The organism is Streptomyces griseoruber (genome assembly GCF_001514205.1).
GTDB classification, from domain to species: Bacteria; Actinomycetota; Actinomycetes; order Streptomycetales; family Streptomycetaceae; genus Streptomyces; species Streptomyces griseoruber.
Map to the genome: position 1 here is coordinate 696134 of NZ_KQ948764.1, position 15304 is coordinate 711437.

The window sequence follows — 15304 nt, forward strand, 5'->3', positions numbered from 1 at the left end:
GACGCCATGTCCACGCCATCAGGCCCTCTGACCTGCACTTTGAGAGCCGGGTCACACAAGCGGCCTTCACCCCAAGTACGGCCACAACTAGCAAAAGGGGTCTTTGCGGACGCTTCTCGATCCTGCTTCTCTGGATGACGTCGCACGGCGCCGACAAGCCCACGGGCCTCGGCGCCGATGCATGCGGACACCCACCGCGTGACTCCGTATGCAGGCGACCGCCATGCCCCCGAAGAAAAAGGTTCTCCGTGTCCGTCTCCGTCATCCGCCGCATCGCCGCCCCGAAGAAGGCCCTCACCGCCGTCGCCCTGGTCGCCGCCTCCGCGGGCATCGCCATGACCGCGGCCCCGGCTCACGCGGCGACCACCTCCTCGGCCGCCCAGGCCCAGGCGATCGCGCACAAGATGATCCCGGACGCGGCCCAGTACAACGCCTTCGCCAACATCGTGAAGCACGAGAGCAACTGGAACGTCAGCGCCACCAACGCCTCCTCCGGCGCCTACGGCCTCGTCCAGGCCCTGCCCGGCTCCAAGATGGCCTCGGCCGGCTCCGACTGGAAGACCAACGCCGCCACCCAGATCAAGTGGGGCCTGGACTACATGAACTCCCGCTACGGCAGCCCGGCCGCCGCCTGGAACTTCTGGCAGGCGAACAACTGGTACTGAGCCGACCGGCACTGAGCCGACCGGCACTGAGCCACACCCACGGCATGAGCCCTTGAGGCGGCGGTCCCCGATCCCGGGGGCCGCCGCCTTCGCCGTTTCCCCCCACCCGCGTGGTCCACTGGGCCGGTGACCACCGAGCCCGCCGCGAAGGACCCCGAGGCACGCGGCGCCCGCCTCACTCCTGTCCTGCTCGCCCTGACCGGCGTCAGCGGTCTGATCGACGCGATCAGCTATCTCGGTCTCGGCCATGTCTTCACCGCGAACATGACGGGCAACGTCGTGGTCCTCGGTTTCGCCGCCGCGGGCGCCCCCGGCTTCTCCGCCCGCCACACCGTGACCTCCCTGGCCTTCTTCCTCGCGGGCGCGGCGACGGGCGGCCGGGTCGTCCGGCGGGTCGGCGACGGCTCCCGCCGCACCCGGGCCCGGGTCACGTTCGCCGCCGAGGCCGTCCTGCTGGCCGCCGCCTCGGCCGTGGCCTTCGTCACCGCCGAGCACGGCCGGGTCCGGATCTACGCGGTGATCGCGCTCACCGCGTACGCGATGGGCCTGCGCAACGCGATCGTCCAGAAACTCGCCGTGCCCGCCCTCACCACGACCACCGTCCTGACCATGACCCTGACCGGCCTGGCCTCCGACTCCCACGCGGGCGGCGGCCCGGGCAGCCACTCGCTGCGTCGTACGGCGGCCGTGATCGCGATGTTCGCCGGAGCGGTCCTGGGCGCGGCCCTGGTCCTGCACCACGGCATCGCGCTCCCCCTGCTCGTCGCGGCCGCGACCTCCGGGGCCCTGGCGCTGCTGGCGTCCGGAAAAGAGTGAGGGAGTCCGCGTATCTGCGCGACCTGCCCGGCGCCGAACTGCACCTGTTCGACACCGGGCACTTCGCGCTCGAGACCCGTCTGCCGCAGTTCGCCCCGCTGATCGCGGACTTCCTGGACCGGCTCAGCCCACGCCGACCCGCAGCTCCTTCACCCCGTTGATCCAGGCCGACCGCAGCCGGCGCGGATCCTCGACGAGCCGCAGCCCCGGCAGGGTGTCGGCGACCGCGTTGAAGATCAGGTTGATCTCCAGGACGGCGAGCGACTTGCCGAGACAGAAGTGCGGCCCGCCGCCGCCGAAGCCGAGATGCGGATTCGGGTCCCGGAACACGTCGAACTCGTCGGGCCGGTCGAACACCTCGGGGTCGTGATTGGCGGAGGCGTAGAAGATCCCGACCCGGTCGCCCTTCCTGATCTGCTTGCCGCCGAGTTCGGTGTCCTGGGTGGCGGTGCGCTGGAAGGAGACGACGGGGGTGGCCCAGCGCACGATCTCCTCGGCGGCGGTCCCGGGCCTGCGCTCCTTGTACAGCTCCCACTGCTCGGGGTGGGTGAGGAAGGCGTGCATCCCGTGGGTGATCGCGTTGCGGGTCGTCTCATTGCCCGCGACGGCGAGCATGAGCACGAAGAACCCGAACTCGTCGGAGTTGAGGTTCCCCTCGTCCGAGGCGGCCACGAGGGTGCTGACGATGTCATGTGCCGGGCACCGCTTCCGTTCCGCGGCCATGTTCATCGCGTACGAGATCAGCTCGGCGGCGGACTGCTGACCGACCTCGGCGGTGATGGCGTACTCGGGATCGTCGTACGCGATCATCTTGTTGGACCACTCGAAGATCTTGGCCCGGTCGTCCTGGGGGATGCCGATCAGCTCGGCGATGGCCTGAAGGGGCAGCTCACAGGCGACGGAGGTGACGAAGTCGAAGGGGCCCTCGTGCGCACGGGCGCCCTCGGCGATGTCCCGGGCCCGCTGCCGCAGCCGGTCCTCCAGCCCCCTGATGGCCCGGGGGGTGAACCCGCGCTGCACGATCTGCCGTACCCGGGTGTGCTCGGGCGGGTCCATGTTGAGCATGATGAACCGCTGGGCGTCGATCGACTCCCGCCGGATGTGCTCGTTGAAGCGGATGATCGCGGTGTTGAGGTAGGAGGAGAAGATCTCGGGGTGCGTGGACACGTACTTCACATCCGCGTGCCGGGTGACGGCCCAGTACCCCTCGTCCTGGAAGCCGGCGGCGTTGCCCGACTGCGGGATCCAGCGGACCGGTTCGGCGCGCCGCAGCTCGGCGAACTCCGGCAGGGGCACACGGTGTTGCAGCAGGTCGGGGTCGGTGAAGTCGAACCCGTCGGGAAGCGCTGGACAGGGCATCGGCAGCTCCAGCCAGAGGGCAGCTTTTCTGACGGTTCATCAGAAATAGATTGCCGAGAAGGTAGTTCAGACCACTGAAGGCTGCAAGACCCTTGCGGTGACGCACATCACGTCCGCAGACTGCTCGGAAGAACTAGAACACGTACTAGTTCCTCGGAGGAGGATCCGCACCCATGGCCGCCGAACCCGTGATCGTGGAAGCAGTCCGCACCCCCATCGGCAAGCGCGGCGGCGCGCTGGCCAACCTTCACCCCGCCTACCTCCTGGGCGAGACCTACCGCGAGCTCCTCGGCCGCACCGGCATCCCCGCCGACGCGGTCGAACAGATCGTCGGCGGCACGGTGACCCACGCCGGCGAACAGTCCATGAACCCGGCCCGCACGGCCTGGCTGACCATGGGCCTGCCCTACGAGACCCCGGCGACCACGGTCGACTGCCAGTGCGGCTCCTCGCAGCAGGCGTCGCACATGACGGCGAACATGATCGCGGCGGGTGTCATCGACGTCGGCATCAGCTGCGGCGTCGAAGCCATGTCCCGGGTCCCGCTCGGCTCGGGCTCGAAGCACGGCCCGGGCAAACCGTTCCCGGAGGAGTGGAACGTCGACCTGCCGAACCAGTTCGAGGCGGCGGAACGCATCGCGCGCCACCGGGGCCTGACGCGGGAGGACGTCGACGCCCTGGGACTGCTGTCCCAGTCCCGTGCGGCTGTCGCCTGGTCGGAGGAACGCTTCAAGAAGGAGACGTTCGCGGTCCAGGTCCCCACGACGGAGGAGGAACAGGCGGCAGGCCAGGGCATGTGGCGCCTGGTGGACCGGGACGAGGGCCTGCGGGACACGACGGCCGAAGCCCTCGCCGGCCTCAAGCCGATCATGCCGACCGCCGTCCACACGGCCGGCAACTCCTCCCAGATCAGCGACGGAGCGGCGGCCATCATGTGGGCGTCGAAACGCATGGCACGAGCCCTGAAACTGAAGCCGAGGGCCCGCATAGTCGCCCAGACCCTGGTCGGCGCGGACCCCCACTTCCACCTGGACGGCCCGATCGACGCGACCCGCGCGGTCCTCGGCAAGGCGGGCATGACGCTGAAGGACATCGACCTGATCGAGATCAACGAGGCCTTCGCCTCGGTGGTCCTGTCCTGGGCGAAGGTCTTCGACCAGAACCTCGACAAGGTCAACGTCAACGGCGGCGCGATCGCCCTGGGCCACCCGGTCGGCTCGACGGGCGCCCGCCTGATCACCACGGCCCTGCACGAACTGGAGCGCACGGACAAGGAGTTCGCCCTGATCACGATGTGCGCGGGGGGCGCGGTGGCGACGGGGACGATCATCCAGCGGCTGTAGCGGCCGCCGCCGCCCAGGAGAGGAAGTCCGAGAACACGGCGGGCTGGAGGGTGAGGATCGGGCCCGCCGGGTTCTTGGCGTCGCGGACGGCGACGGCGGTGGAGGAGTACGCGCTGGCCTCTGCACCATCACCGCCCTGGTCACCGCTGTAGGACGACGTACGCCAGGTGCTCAAAGAGCCTTGTGACCCCGCGTGCGCGCCGACGGAGAAGGGCAGCACCTGGATGTCGATGCGGGGATTCCGCTCGACCGACAACAGGTGCGCCGGTTGCTCGCGCATGACCGTCCCGTTGCGTCACTGCCCGCAGTCGGGCCCGCTCCCTCAGTCATCCGGCTCCCCCATCAGCATGCCCGTCGGTCCGCTCTTCCGGTGCGGGCCGACGGGCAACGGTTCGGTGTCGGGGTGTCAGCCGCTCGGGGTCGGTTCCTTCGCCGCCGGGACCGGGTCCGTGCGTTCCGGGAGTTTCGCCGAGCGGGCGCGTGGGCCCATCAGGGCGTACGACAGGCCGAAGCCGGCGAGGACGACCGCCGCGCCGCCCGCCGCGTCCAGGACCCAGTGGTTGCCCGTCGCGACGATCGCCGAGACCGTGAAGAAGGGGTGCAGGAGGCCGAGGGCCTTCATCCACCAGCGGGGGGCGACGATCGCGATGACCAGGCCGCACCACAGGGACCAGCCGAAGTGGAGGGACGGCATCGCCGCGTACTGGTTGGTCAGGGCGGTGAGGGTGCCGTAGTCCGGCTTGGAGAAGTCCTGGACGCCGTGGACCGTGTCGATGACGCCGAGGGCCGGCATCAGGCGCGGCGGGGCCAGCGGGTAGAGCCAGAAGCCGACCAGCGCGAGCAGGGTCGCGAAGCCGAGGGACGCGCGGGCCCAGCGGTAGTCGACCGGGCGGCGCCAGTACAGGACGGCGAGGACGGTCAGCGGGACGACGAAGTGGAAGGACTCGTAGTAGAAGTCGAAGAAGTCGCGGAGCCAGTCGACGCCCACGATCCAGTGGTTGACCGTGTGCTCGATGTCGATGTGCAGGAAGCGTTCGAGGTCGAGGATCTGCTGGCCGTGGGCCTCCGCGCGGACCCGGCCCGCCGAGTTCGAGCCGCCGGTCGCCGCCAGCCGGACCTGCTGGTACGCCGCGTAGGTGACGCGGATGAGGAGCAGTTCCAACAACAGGTTCGGGCGGGTCAGGACACGCTTGAGGAACGGCAGCAGCGGGACGCCGCGCAGCCGCGCCGGGACCGGGGTCGCGTACTCGGTGGGGATCGGGGCGCGGTAGTAGGGCGACGTGCGGGAGAGGAACGGGATCGCCGTCGCCGCGGCGATGGCCGCCAGCAGGACGGCGTTGTCCCGCAGCGGGTACAGCGCCGGCATGTTCGGCAGCATCATGCGCGCCGGGAGGGTCATGACGAGGACGACGGCGACCGGCCAGACGTACCGGTCGGAGGCGCGCTTGCCGACGCGGCCCACCACCGCCAGCAGCACCCACAGCAGCTGGTGCTGCCAGGTCGTCGGGGAGACCGCGATCGCCGCGCAGCCGGTGAGGGCCACCGCCAGCAGGAGCTGGCCGTCGCGGGCGTAGCGGACCGCCCGGCGGACGCCGAGGACGGCGACGGCCGCGCCGAGCGTGAGGAACAGGCCGATCTCCAGCGGGCCGGTCAGGCCGAGGCGCAGCAGGGCGCCGTGCAGGGACTGGTTGGCGAGGGCGTCCGCGTTGCCGCCGAGGCCGACCCCCGCCATGTGGTGCACCCAGTAGGTGTACGAGTCGTGCGGCATCGCCGCCCAGGCGAGCGCGGTGACCCCGGCGAACGTCGCCCCGGTCGCGGCGGCGGCACGGCGGCGGCCGGTGAACCACAGCAGGGCCGCGAAGAGCAGCACCGTGGGCTGCAGCGCGGCCGCCAGGCCGATCAGCGCGCCGCCCGCCTTCTGGCCGCGTACGACGAAGCAGCCGAGGAGCACCAGCAGCACCGGGATGATGCTGGTCTGGCCGAGCCAGAGCGTGTTGCGCACCGGCAGCGACAGCATGAGCAGGCTGATCGCGACGGGGGCGGCGAGCAGGGACGCACGTCTGCTCACCGGCTGTGGGAGGGCGCGCGCGGCCACCAGGCCGAGGGCGACGACCAGGAGCAGCGTGCCGAAGGTCCAGCCCCAGCCGAGGGCCTGTTCCGCCGCCCGGGTGAGGGGCTTGAGGACGAGTCCCCCGAAAGGGGTGCCCGTGAAGCGCGTGGAGTCGTAGAGCGAGCCGTTGACGTGCAGGACGCCGTTCGGTCCGACCCAGGTCTCCAGGTCCGTCAGCCGTTCCCCGCGCGGGGTGCCGAGGACGACGGCCACCTGACGTACGGCGAGGACCGCCGCGAGCGTCCAGAGGCCAAGACGGGCCGCGCGCAGACGTGCCGCCCTCGCCGTACCGACCGCGGTCGCCCCGAAGGCCTCCGCCGGTCGCCCGCTGTGCTCCGCATTCGCCACGCCTCGTCGGCCTCCCGCCCCGTGCGTCCCACGCGCCTTCGCGTGGGTGTGTCCTGAACGAACCCTATGAGGCTCGAGCCGCCCCCGGAGAGAGACGCAGGCCATCCCCGCTTCACCTGACGTCGACTCTCCTTTTGTCCGGAAGACGATAGTGCGCCGGGGGCGAGGTTGCCTCCGCAGGGCGCGATGTGGGTCACAGCACGGCTGGAACTGGCACTTCGCACGAACGGAACGCCCGCTTCAGCCGTACCGTCGTACGCCCGTACGACACCGAGGGCAGCGGGACGGCTGCGCGTGGTGAACGGACGGGCAAACAGCTGCATGCACACAAACGGCGCACAGTGGTGAAGAGGGACAGCGGCGGGCATTGACCGGCATCGGCGGACGACGGACGGCGACGGACCCACGGAGGGGCTGCGGCACATGGGCGGCTTGGTCGGCACGATCGGTTCACCGAGGGGGCGCGTGAGACCGCGCGGGGAGCGGCGGGGCGCCGGGATGCGGCTGCACGCGCGGATCGTCGCCGTCCTCCTGGCGCTGCTGGCGCTCCAGCTCGGGTCGCTCGTCGCGCCGGCGTACGCCTGCGCCTGCGGTGCCCTGGTCCCGGGTGACGGCCGGCGGCTCACGGTCGGCCGGGAGGAGTCCGTCGTGCGCTGGGACGGCAAGCAGGAGCAGATCGTGATGAGCCTGAGGGTCGGCGGCGACGCCGCACGGGCCGCCTGGATCATGCCGGTCCCGCACCGGGCGACGGTGGAGCTCGGGGACGCGGAGCTGTTCGACCAGCTGGCCACCGCCACCGCCCCGGTGCAGCGCACCCGCACCCACTTCTGGCCGCAGGACGGCGACTGGCCGCTGACCACCGGGGACGGCCGGGGCGGCCCGCCGCGCCCGCCGGGCGGCAGCGACGAGGTGGCCGTGGTCGGGCGGGAGCGGCTCGGGCCGTTCGACGTGGCCCGGCTGACCGCCACCGATCCCGCCGCCCTGGACGACTGGCTGAGCTCGAACGACTTCGCGCTCCCGCCCGGCCTCGAGACCGCCCTGCGGCCGTACGTCGACCGGCGGTGGGAGTACGTCGCCGTCAAGCTGACCCCCGAGACCGCCGGCAGCGTCCTCGACGGCGAGCTCCAGCCCCTGTACCTCACGTTCGCCGCCGACGCCCCCGTCTACCCGATGCGGCTGTCCCGGCTCGCGGCCACCCCGCAGTCGCTGGGTCTCTACGTCCTCGCCGCCCACCGCATGGAACCGGTGTCCCGGATCGGCGGCGAGCGGCCCCGCGTCACCTTCGCGGGCCGGGTCGGCGCCTCGGCCGGCGGCCCGCTCGGCGAGCTGGCCCAGGGCACACCGTTCCTGACGGCGGTCGCCCAGGAGTTCCCGCGGCCCTCGGCGATCTCGGGGGACCACGAGCTGCGCCGGGCGCCCGCCGACACCGCGTTCCGGCAGGTGATCTACGAGGACCGGCTGCTCAGGGTGGTCGGGATACCGGTGTGGCTGCTGACGGTGGTCGGCGGCCTCACGGTGGCCGCCGCGGCACCCGCCGCCCTCGCCCTCCGCAGGCGCCGCGCCCACCGAGCCGCCCAGCCCGGCCCCCGCCACGCCTCGGCCCACCATTCCGTGCCACCGGGCGGGGTGCCGGGCGAGACGGCGGGCGGGTCGCCCGGCGGGGCGCCCGCAGGGACTCGGCCGCGGACTCCCGGGCGGACCACCCCGGGAGTGCCGGGCGAGACGGCGGGTGGAGCGCCAGGCGGGGCGCCGGGCGGGGCGCCCGCAGGGACTCGGCCGCGGACCACCCCGCTGACACCTCCGATGCCCGGCACCCGGCCCACCGCGACCGGTGCCCCTCCGGTGCCTCCAGGGCCTCCGGTGCCTCCGGTGCCTCCGATGCCCACGGCTCATCCGACCGCGACCGGCGTCCCCCCGAGGCCCACGACCCGCCCGACCGGGGCGGCCGTACCCCCCAGGCCGCCCATGCCCCCTCAGCCGCAGCAGACCCCGCAGCCCCAGCCGACTGCGCGTCACGCGCAGTCCACGCAACGGCCGCAGCGGTCACAGCGGTCACAGCAGCCGCAACAAGCGCGTCAGACCCACCAGACGCCCCCGCCCCCGCCCCACCCGCCGACCGCACACGAAACCCCAGCCCCATCTCCCGCATCCGCATCCGCATCCGCATCCAAGCCAACCTCCGCCCCCACGCCCCCCGCCGCTCCTCCGCGCCCCTCTCACCCGCCCGTCACACCCCCGCGCACCCCCACGCCCCCGAAACCCTTCACTCTCCCGGTGACGCCTAGGCCGAACGGGTGAATTCGCGGGGCGGGAAACCTGAGGGGCCCGCTGGGCGGGAACCCGCGCACGGCGGGGCACGTTGACAGGACCGGTCAGCGGTTCTGACCAGTCGCAGGCACACGGGAGGCAGAGCGCATGAGCGAGTCGCAGGTCTGGGAGGCCGTCGACGCCTACTTCACCGACCACCTCGCCCCGGACGACGAGGTGACCGCGGCCGCGTTGCGCGACAGCGACGCCGCCGGGCTCCCCGGGATCAACGTCACGGCGAACCAGGGCAAGCTGCTCCAGCTGCTGGCCGAGATCCAGGGCGCGCGGACGATCCTGGAGATCGGCACGCTCGGCGGCTACAGCACGATCTGGCTGGCCCGCGCGCTCCCCGACGACGGCCGGCTGATCTCGCTGGAGTACGAGCCCCGGCACGCGGAGGTCGCCGTCCGCAACATCGCCCGCGCGGGCCTGGACAAGGTGGTGGAGGTGCGGGTCGGCGCGGCCCTGGAGTCGCTGCCCCGGCTGGCCGACGAGAACCCGCCGCCGTTCGACCTGGTCTTCATCGACGCCGACAAGGGCAACAACCCCCACTACCTGGAGTGGGCGCTCAGGCTCACCAGCACGGGCAGCCTGATCGTCGTCGACAACGTCGTACGGAGCGGCCGGGTGGTCGACGCGGGCAGCACGGACGGGGACATCCGGGGCACCCGCGCCGCGATCGAACTGATCGGCTCCCACCCCCGGCTCAGCGGGACCGCGATCCAGACGGTGGGGACCAAGGGCTACGACGGTTTCGCGCTGGCCCGCGTCCTGGCGTAGCCCCTCCGGCGGTCCGCGGGCCGCCTACATCTCGTGGTAGAAGCCCACGTTGACGCTGCGCGGCCCGGTGCGGTCGACGACGACGATCTCGCCGGAGCCGCCGCGCGGCAGCGGTACCGTGCCCCCGTACGCGATCTGCTGGGCGTACTCCCCGACGAGCAGCCGCACTTCGGAGGACGGCTCGTCCTGCGAGCCGCGCAGCCAGGAGACCTGCCAGGTGCCCTCGGGGCCGCACAGGAACTCCAGGTGCACCCGGGAGACGAACAGCCAGTCCTCGGGCGTCACGAGACGGCACACGGACTTGTCCCGGCCCACCCGCAGCACGGCGCCCGGGTCACTGGGCGCGTCGGCCATGAGCATGCCGGCCGTGGCGCCCTCTTCCGCCCCGGAGACGGTGGCCATGGTGAGTTCGAGCACATGCGCTCCTTCATGAAGCCGTGATGCGACGGCTGGATGGCGACTGGAAAAGCCGCTGAACAGTGTTTGCACAGCGGCGGCATGATAAATCGCCCGGGCCGGTCACGTCCGGCACAATGGAGGCATGACCGAGCGAAAGCCACCGGGTGTCCCGTTCGAGTCCTGGGTCGACAAACAGATCCGTGACGCCGAACGGCGCGGGGAGTTCGATCAACTGCCGGGCGCGGGGAAGCCGTTGCCGCCGGGCACCGACAGCACGTACGACGAACTGTGGTGGATCAAGGGCAAGATGGCCCGTGAGGGGCTCTCGGTCCTGCCTCCGACGCTGGCCCTGCGCAAGGAGGCGGAGGACGCCCTCGCGGCGGCGTACGCGGCGCCCTCGGAGCGCATCGTCCGGAAGATCGTCACGGACGTCAACGTCAAGCTCCGGGACATGATGTTCAAGCCGCCGCCCGGCCCCCCGCTGGGTATGAAGCCGTACGACGTGGAAGCGGTCGTACGGGAGTGGCGGGAGCGCCGGGCGGCGAAGGGGTCCACGTCCGCGGTCACGGACGGGACCGCGGACGACGGGTCACACGTGTAGGCGACGGGTCACACGTGCAGGCGACGGGTCACACGTGCAGGAGCCGCTCCGACAGTTCGCGGTAGTCGCGCAGGGCCAGCCGGAGCTGTTCGGTGTCCGGTGCGGTCGCCTCGCTCTGCCGGTCCGTGGGCTGCCAGGAGCCGCGCAGGGCGCTGCGGCGGCGGTTCACGGCGTCGGTGAAGCGGGCGGCGAGTTCCTCCAGTACGTGGTCGGCCTCCGCGACGGCGTCCTGGGGTCCGTCCACGAAGCCGACGACGGCGTGCTGCATCCGCGAGGCGAGTGCGTCGCACTCCTCCTGCGGCAGCAGCGCCTCGGCCCGGGCGGGCGGGGCGGTACGGGAGCGCACCGCCGCCCGTGCCTTCTCCAGCGGAGTGAGCGGCGGGCGGCTCTCCGCCTCCTGGGGATCCCCGGCGTCCCGTACGTCCCTGGCGTCCCTGGCGTCCCGAGTCGTGTCGGTCATCGCGTCTCACGCTTCCTTCGTCTGGCGCCGGTGCCGGCGGGGCCGGTCCAGCAGGTCGTCGAAGAGGGCGCGGGCCTCGACCATGGCGGCCCGCAGGTCCTCGGTCCCGGGCGCCGAGCTGTGCCGCTCCCCCGCCCCGGCGTGCGTTCCTGCCTCGTCCCCGAAGTCCTCGGTGTCCTTCAAGCCTCCGGCACCCCCGGCGTCCCCGCCACCCCCGACACCGGCCCGCACCCCCGCCGCCCGGTGCACGCGCCGGTAGCCGTGCACGTGGTCGGCGTGGTGGACGGTGAGCGCGGCGAGCTGGTCCTCGTACCGGGTGCCGTCCGGGAAGCCGCGGGCGCCGGCCACCTCGGCGAGGAGCCGGTCGGCCTCGGCGACCGCCTCCGCCGGGGAGTCGACGAACCGCTCCTGCGCGGCCGTCCAGCGGGTCTCGAACCGCTCGCGCTCCGCGGCTTCCAGCGGCCGTTCACGCAGCCCGCCGTGCCGCTCCACGAGCCCGCCGAGTTCCCGCTCGGCCGCCTTGACGTCCCCGTCGTGCCGGGCCACGGCCCGGTCGTACTCGGGCCCGAAGCGCTGCTTCAGGCCACGTCCGCCGTGCGCGCCCCGGGCCCGCACGGACAGGACCGCCGCCACGGCGACGACGGCCGCCGCGGCCACGATCAGAGCGATGATCACGCCTGTGGACATGGTTGCCTTCCGGTGTGTCGGCCCCACGGGCCGGTTCCCGTCCCGGGTTGCCCGCCGGCCCCCTCCCAAACGAGTTCCGCACCGGGCCACGCCGACTCGCATATCCGGTTGCGCGCCCCGCACACCGTCTCCGCAGAATGAGCGGATGACCTGGACCGTAGCCCCGGAACCCGCGGACTCCGCCGTCGCCGCCGCCCTCTGGCGGGAGTACTACACGGAGGTCAGCGACCGCTGGTACCTGCTGCACGAGGGCCGTCGCACCGACCCCGGCGAGCTGGAGCGGGAGATCGCCGCCCGGACCTGGGCGGAACTGACCCCGCCCGGCGGCCGGTTGCTGGTGGGGCGGTACGACGGTGAGCCGGGCGGCTGCGCGGGCGTCCGGCTGCTGGACGCGGCGACCGCCGAGCTCAAGCGGGTGTTCGTACGGGAGGGGCTGCGCGGGAAGGGCGGGGCGCCGCTGCTGGTGCGGGCCGCCGAGGACGCCGCCCGCGCGCTCGGTGCCACCCGGATGATCCTGGACACCCGCAGCGACCTGGTCGAGGCGCGGGCGCTGTACGCACGTCTGGGCTACACGGAGACCGCGCGGCACAACGACGACCCGTACGCCGAGCACTGGTTCACCAAACGGCTCAGCTGATCCCGGGCTCCGGCCGCCCCCCGTGCGGCTGCTCGCGGTCGGAGCCGCACAGTTCGTCGTTGAGTTCCCTGACCAGCTGCACGAGGTCGGTGGGCCGGTCGGGGCCCCACCAGTCGCCGAGCAGCTCCGCCAGCGACTCCTCCCGGACCCGGGCCAGGTCCTCGGCGACCTCCCGGCCCCGCGGGGTGAGCGTCAGGTCGAGTCCCTCACGTACGGCGAGCCGCCGTTCCTCGATCTGGCGGGCGGCCTCGATGACCACCGGGAACGGGACGGTGGTGCGCTCGGCGAGCACGCCCGGCTCGACGCTGCCGTACCGCTTCATCCGCAGCAGCAGCCAGCTCGCCGCCGGGAGGAGGTCGTGTCCGGCGCGGGCGGTGATCGTACGGTAGACCTCGCGGCGGCCCTCGCGGGTGCCGAGGACGGACAGCGCCCGGCACACCTCGTCGTACGAGGACCGTTCGACGGGGTTGCTGGCGAGGGTCTCGGTGACGTCGGGCGCGGTGACCGAGCCACGCAGCGGGTCCTCCCGCAGGAACCAGGCCAGGACGAAGCCGAGGAGAGCGACGGGGGCGGCGTACAGGAAGACGTCGGTGATGGCGGACGCGTACGCGTGCAGGGCCTGCGGCTGGAGGGAGGAGGGCAGTTCGGCGATGTCGCGCGGGTCGGACTCCAGGGCGTGCACCGAGAGGCCGGAGGGGAGGTCGGCGCCCCGGAAGGCGTCGGTGAGCTTGTCGCCGAGGCCGTTCGCGAAGACCGTGCCGAAGACGGCGACGCCGAAGGAGGCGCCGATGGAGCGGAAGAAGGTGGCGCCGGAGGTGGCGACGCCGAGGTCCTCGTAGCCGACGGCGTTCTGCACGATGAGGACGAGAACCTGCATGACCAGGCCGAGGCCCAGCCCGAAGACGAAGAAGTAGGTGCTCATCTCGCCCGTCGAGCTGTTCTCGTCGAGCTGGTGCAGCAGGAGCAGGCCGATCGTGGTGACGCCGGTGCCGAGGACCGGGAAGACCTTCCAGCGGCCGGTGCGGCTGACGATCTGTCCGGAGCCCGTGGACGACAGCAGCATGCCGGCCACCATCGGCAGCATGTGCACCCCGGACATGGTCGGGGAGACGCCCTGCACGACCTGGAGGAAGGTCGGCAGATAGGTCATCGCGCCGAACATCGCGAAGCCGACGATGAAGCTGATGACGGCGGAGAGCGTGAAGGTGCGGATGCGGAACAGCTTGAGGGGCAGGACCGGTTCGGCCGCCCGCCGTTCCACGGCCACGAACACCACGGCCAGGACGGCCCCGAGGACCGCGAGTCCGACGATCTGCGGCGAGGCCCAGTCCCAGGTGGTGCCGCCGAGGGAGGCGACCAGGACCAGGCAGGTGGCGACGGAGGCGATGAGGAGGGTGCCGAGGTAGTCGATGACGTGCCGGGTCTTCCTGCGCGGGATGCGCAGGACGGTCGCGATGACGGCGAGCGCGACGACACCGACGGGCAGGTTGACGTAGAACACCCAGCGCCAGCTCAGATGCTCGGTGAACAGGCCGCCGAGCAGCGGGCCGAGGACGCTGGTGGTGCCGAACACCGCGCCGAACAGGCCCTGGTAGCGGCCGCGTTCGCGGGGCGGGACGATGTCGCCGACGATCGCCATCGACAGCACCAGCAACCCGCCGCCGCCCAGCCCCTGGAGCGCCCGGAAGGCGATCAGCTGAGGCATGTTCTGCGCCATTCCGCAGAGCGCCGAAGCGACCAGGAAGAGGACGATCGCGGTCTGGAAGAGCCGCTTGCGTCCGTACTGGTCGCCGAGTTTGCCCCAGAGCGGGGTCGCTGCCGTCGACGCGAGGAGATACGCGGTGACGACCCAGCTCAGATGCTCGAGACCGCCCAGATCGCTGACGATCGTGGGCAGGGCGGTCGACACGATCGTCTGGTCCAGGGCGGCGAGGAGCATGCCGAGCAGGAGGGCGCCGATGGAGACGAGGACGTTTCCGGACACGTGTTCCGCATGGGGATCCGCGGTCCTGCTGTGCGCGTCCAAGGCCATGGATACCTCCTGAGGCTCTCGTGCCACTGTCCATCGTGATCGGTGTGACCCGTTATGGCCTCCCGAGTCCCTGCGGGCACCGAGGGAAAACCCGACGGAATACGGCATTCCGGGGCTGGGCGAGTCGGCCGTGTGGAGGATCTGCATAAACTCTGGAGTTCTCATGGGGAGGGACGAACACGTGAGCGATCGGACGGGGTGGCAGGGGCGACCGGGGCCGCCGCACGGGCACCCGTGCCCGGAGTGCGGGGCGCTGCGCGCACCCGACAACACCCCGTCCTGCACCTGCGCCCAGCGCGCCTCCGACGCCCTCCGCGACACCCGCACGGCGGAAGCAGCCGCCGCGGAGGACTTCGACCCCCTGCGGATACGGCCGTACGTCGAACTGGGGGGAACGAGCGAGCCGGGCCCCCTGGACGGACACACGAGCGGGGGCCGGGGGACTGACGGGGTCTCGGGGGCCGCAAGCGGAGACCCGGGCCTCGGCAGGGACTCGGCAGGGAGCCCGCGGATGGGCGGTGGCCGGGGGAGCGCGAGCGCGGACCTGGAGCGGAGCGCAGACCTCGGCCGGAGCGGACACCCGGGGACCGGCGGACACCCGGGGGCCGCGAGTGGAAGCCCGGACGGCCGGAGTGGGCGAACCGGGGCCGGCGCAGACTTGGCAGCGGACTTGGCAACGGGCCCGGGACTGAGCAGCCCCCCGGGGGTCGGCAGGGGCTCGATGGGGGGCCTGGGGCCGAGCGGGGGTGCGGGGCCGGGC

Annotated in this window: 15 protein-coding genes and 1 pseudogene; 9 read left to right on the forward strand and 7 right to left on the reverse strand. The window is 72.3% G+C overall.

The window, feature by feature from the left end:
• Positions 1–248: 248 nt before the first annotated feature.
• The 3 genes from AQJ64_RS07525 (at position 249) to AQJ64_RS47800 (ending at position 1642) form a co-directional block, all read left to right on the forward strand.
• Positions 249–665: an aggregation-promoting factor C-terminal-like domain-containing protein gene (locus tag AQJ64_RS07525; protein ID WP_055633156.1), complete on the forward strand. Its 417-nt coding sequence runs from the start codon at positions 249–251 to the stop codon at positions 663–665.
• Positions 666–791: 126 nt separating this feature from the next.
• Complete coding sequence (locus AQJ64_RS07530; RefSeq protein ID WP_055633157.1) at positions 792–1481, forward strand: YoaK family protein; 690 nt, start codon at positions 792–794, stop codon at positions 1479–1481.
• Positions 1478–1642 carry a hypothetical protein gene (locus AQJ64_RS47800; protein ID WP_240512562.1) on the forward strand — a complete coding sequence of 55 codons (165 nt, stop codon included), beginning with the start codon at positions 1478–1480 and terminating at the stop codon, positions 1640–1642. Before AQJ64_RS07530 ends, AQJ64_RS47800 begins: the two co-directional genes overlap by 4 nt.
• Here the strand turns inward: AQJ64_RS47800 and AQJ64_RS07535 are convergent.
• Positions 1605–2840, reverse strand: a complete 1236-nt coding sequence (locus tag AQJ64_RS07535) for a cytochrome P450 (RefSeq protein WP_055633158.1) — start codon at positions 2838–2840, stop codon at positions 1605–1607. The genes AQJ64_RS47800 and AQJ64_RS07535 overlap by 38 nt on opposite strands.
• Before the next feature lie 173 nt (positions 2841–3013).
• Between AQJ64_RS07535 and AQJ64_RS07540 the strand changes: the two genes are divergently transcribed.
• Positions 3014–4183 (forward strand): steroid 3-ketoacyl-CoA thiolase, encoded by a 1170-nt coding sequence (locus tag AQJ64_RS07540; RefSeq protein WP_055633159.1) that lies wholly within the window; start codon positions 3014–3016, stop codon positions 4181–4183.
• Here AQJ64_RS07540 and AQJ64_RS51670 read toward each other — a convergent pair.
• Positions 4167–4463 (reverse strand): Scr1 family TA system antitoxin-like transcriptional regulator, encoded by a 297-nt coding sequence (locus AQJ64_RS51670; RefSeq protein WP_079061510.1) that lies wholly within the window; start codon positions 4461–4463, stop codon positions 4167–4169. The two genes, AQJ64_RS07540 and AQJ64_RS51670, sit on opposite strands and share 17 nt — an antisense overlap.
• A 126-nt stretch (positions 4464–4589) precedes the next feature.
• Positions 4590–6641, reverse strand: a complete 2052-nt coding sequence (locus tag AQJ64_RS07550) for a bifunctional glycosyltransferase 87/phosphatase PAP2 family protein (protein WP_059202500.1) — start codon at positions 6639–6641, stop codon at positions 4590–4592.
• A gap of 465 nt (positions 6642–7106) precedes the next feature.
• Here AQJ64_RS07550 and AQJ64_RS51985 point away from each other — a divergent pair, with 465 nt between their 5' ends.
• Entirely contained in the window at positions 7107–8939 is a 1833-nt protein-coding gene (locus tag AQJ64_RS51985) for a DUF2330 domain-containing protein (RefSeq protein WP_342342282.1), read from the forward strand.
• Positions 8940–9056: 117 nt separating this feature from the next.
• The gene (locus tag AQJ64_RS07560; protein ID WP_055634677.1) at positions 9057–9728 is read left to right on the forward strand and encodes an O-methyltransferase; all 672 of its coding nucleotides are present in this window, start codon (positions 9057–9059) and stop codon (positions 9726–9728) included.
• A gap of 24 nt (positions 9729–9752) precedes the next feature.
• On the opposite strand, the gene AQJ64_RS07565 is transcribed toward AQJ64_RS07560, so the two are convergent.
• Positions 9753–10145, reverse strand: coding sequence for a hypothetical protein (locus tag AQJ64_RS07565; RefSeq protein ID WP_055634678.1), 393 nt, complete (start codon positions 10143–10145; stop codon positions 9753–9755).
• A gap of 124 nt (positions 10146–10269) precedes the next feature.
• On the opposite strand from AQJ64_RS07565, the gene AQJ64_RS07570 reads away from it, so the two are divergent.
• The gene (locus tag AQJ64_RS07570) at positions 10270–10728 is read left to right on the forward strand and encodes a DnaJ family domain-containing protein (protein ID WP_055634679.1); all 459 of its coding nucleotides are present in this window, start codon (positions 10270–10272) and stop codon (positions 10726–10728) included.
• A gap of 28 nt (positions 10729–10756) precedes the next feature.
• On the opposite strand, the gene AQJ64_RS51990 is transcribed toward AQJ64_RS07570, so the two are convergent.
• Positions 10757–11188, reverse strand: a complete 432-nt coding sequence (locus tag AQJ64_RS51990) for a hypothetical protein (protein WP_059202501.1) — start codon at positions 11186–11188, stop codon at positions 10757–10759.
• A 6-nt stretch (positions 11189–11194) separates the two neighbouring features.
• On the reverse strand, positions 11195–11875 hold the full coding sequence (locus AQJ64_RS07580) for a hypothetical protein (protein WP_244902637.1): 681 nt from the start codon (positions 11873–11875) through the stop codon (positions 11195–11197).
• A gap of 145 nt (positions 11876–12020) precedes the next feature.
• Here AQJ64_RS07580 and AQJ64_RS07585 point away from each other — a divergent pair, with 145 nt between their 5' ends.
• The gene (locus tag AQJ64_RS07585) at positions 12021–12512 is read left to right on the forward strand and encodes a GNAT family N-acetyltransferase (RefSeq protein ID WP_055639064.1); all 492 of its coding nucleotides are present in this window, start codon (positions 12021–12023) and stop codon (positions 12510–12512) included.
• Here the strand turns inward: AQJ64_RS07585 and AQJ64_RS07590 are convergent.
• Entirely contained in the window at positions 12505–14544 is a 2040-nt protein-coding gene (locus AQJ64_RS07590; protein ID WP_055639063.1) for an MDR family MFS transporter, read from the reverse strand. The genes AQJ64_RS07585 and AQJ64_RS07590 overlap by 8 nt on opposite strands.
• A 163-nt stretch (positions 14545–14707) precedes the next feature.
• Between AQJ64_RS07590 and AQJ64_RS50600 the strand changes: the two are divergent.
• Positions 14708–14951 (forward strand): annotated as a pseudogene (locus tag AQJ64_RS50600) (peptidoglycan-binding domain-containing protein); the annotation flags it as partial.
• Positions 14952–15304 lie beyond the last annotated feature (353 nt).